The 2,104-nt window shown below is 64.6% G+C and carries 2 protein-coding genes; one reads left to right on the top strand and one right to left on the bottom strand.

Annotated features, from left to right (window positions below; genetic code table 11):
* Positions 1-1,271: diaminopimelate decarboxylase (gene lysA / locus QZ307_RS11000; RefSeq protein ID WP_295999768.1), on the bottom strand; the 1,271-nt coding region annotated here is incomplete at its 3' end.
* A gap of 288 nt (positions 1,272-1,559) precedes the next feature.
* Here lysA and QZ307_RS10995 point away from each other — a divergent pair.
* Positions 1,560-1,955 (top strand): molybdenum cofactor biosynthesis protein MoaE, encoded by a 396-nt coding sequence (locus QZ307_RS10995; RefSeq protein WP_275206163.1) that lies wholly within the window; start codon positions 1,560-1,562, stop codon positions 1,953-1,955.
* Positions 1,956-2,104: the final 149 nt, after the last annotated feature.

Below are 2,104 nucleotides of genomic sequence, written 5' to 3'. Positions count from 1 at the left end.
GGGCGCGGCTGGCCGTTGTAGTTGCTGGCCATGGTCATGTTGTAGGCGCCGGTGCCGAAGACGCACACAATGTCGCCCAGATCGGGGGTCTGCAGCGGCATGTCGATAACCACGGCGTCGCCGCTTTCGCAGTGCTTGCCGCACAGGGTGACAATTTCCGTGCGCGGCTGCCCGGCCTTGTTGGCAATGGTGGGCTCGTAGTCGGCGTGGTACAGGGCCGTGCGGATATTGTCGGACATGCCGCCGTCCACGGCCACATACTTGCGAATGCCGGGCAGCGTCTTCAGAATGCCCACGGTGTACAGGGTGACGCCGGCGTTGGCCACCAGACTGCGACCGGGCTCCACCAGAAGGCGCGGCAGCGGCAGGTTGTGCAGAGCGCACAGGTCGCGCACCGCCGAGCAGGTAACCTCGGCGAAGTCGTCGATGGTGGAGGGCTGGTGCTCGGCCAGGTAGGCAATGCCTAAGCCGCCGCCCAGATCCAGCTCGGTAATCTCGTGGTTGTAGGTGTCGCGGATACGGGCCATGAACTCCACCATCACGGCCGCGGCCTCGCGGAAGGAGTGCAGGGCGAAAATCTGCGACCCAATGTGGCAGTGCAGGCCCACCAGGCGCACGTTCTCGGCAGCCAGCACGTCGGCCACGCACTTGAAGGCGAAGTCCTCGCGCATGGTGAAGCCGAACTTCGAGTCCTCGCAGCCGGTGCGGATGTACTCGTGGGTGTCGGCCTCCACGCCGGGGGTGATGCGCATATACACGTCCTGCACCTTGCCCAAGCGGCCGGCAATCTCATTCACGCGGGCCAGCTCGATGCGACTGTCCAGCACAATGCGGCCCACGCCGGCAGAAATAGCCTCCTCCAGCTCCTGGGGCGTCTTGTTGTTGCCGTGCACGAAGATGCGCTCCATAGGGAAGTCCACCGACTGGGCGCAGGCCAGCTCGCCGCCACCGGACACATCGAGGCAGAGTCCCTCGGCGTTGGCGATGCGCACGACTTCCTTGTTGAGGAAGGCCTTGGAGGCGTAGATGATGTCGGAGTTCTCGTAACGGCTGCGGAAGGCCTCGCGGTAGGTCTCCATGCGGTGGCGCAGGTCAGCCTCGTCGAAGACGTACAAGGCCGTGCCCTGCTCGCGGGCCAGCTCTACCATGTCGACACCGCCGATGAACAGGTGATCGTCGCGCACCTCGGCGGTTTCGGGCAGCACGGCGCCCAGCTCCATGGTAGTGCGGTTGTCGGGCTGCTTGGTCAGGTCGGAAGCGGGAAGCGACATGGAGCATCCTTTCTGCTGAAGGGGCGCTTGGCGGCGATGCGCTTGGGGCGCCCAGATTGTTCGGTGTTGCGGGGCCATGCCTGCGGCCAGGCATCGGCGGTGTGTCAAAGATGGCGCCTATAGTACCAGCATCGAGGTCATATTTGTGTGTCTGACCCGTTAAATCGCCGTGAGGAAAAACAAGCGGGCGCTCAGCGGGAACTCTGGTATTATTCTCAGCAACCAATAAAGTCGAGCTGAAGCCTGGACTTTGAAGCGATCATTGGCGTTTGCGAGAAAGGTTGCCCCATGGCAAAGCAAGAACCCTCCGTCGATCAGTGGCTCCGCGAGGCCAAGGCCGATCCGGCCGCCGCCCAGTGCGGCATGTTCCTTACCCATAACGGCGTGGTGCGCATCACGCCGAAGGCCCAGGTGCGCGAAGGCGTGGAGGGTTTGGGTGAAGTGGTGGCCGTGGAATTCTCTTACGACGCCGAAGGCCTGGCCGCCGCCGAGGCCGAGGCCCTTACCTGGCCGGGCGTCTACTACGTGCGCACCTGGCTGAACGAGGGCCGCTGCGAGGTGGGTGATTCCCTCATGTACGTGCTCATCGGCGCCGACATCCGCCCCAACTGCATCGATGCCTTGCAGAAGCTGGTGGGCCACATCAAGAACGAGCTGGTGGTGGAGAAGGAGATCTTCGCGTAGGGCCGGTTCCCGCTTGCTTGGGCGGACGCCGCTTGCGGGATGACGGCTCCCGCTTGCTCGCCTTCGGCTTGCTCGCGGGTCGCTCTGGTTTTCCGGGTCGTCCGCGGGCGGGGGCGGCATCCCGCTCCGGGCACGCGCCGCTCCGCTGC

Source organism: uncultured Adlercreutzia sp. (assembly GCA_910585575.1).
Taxonomy (GTDB): domain Bacteria; phylum Actinomycetota; class Coriobacteriia; order Coriobacteriales; family Eggerthellaceae; genus Adlercreutzia.
This window is presented reverse-complemented; position numbering and strand designations above follow the sequence as displayed.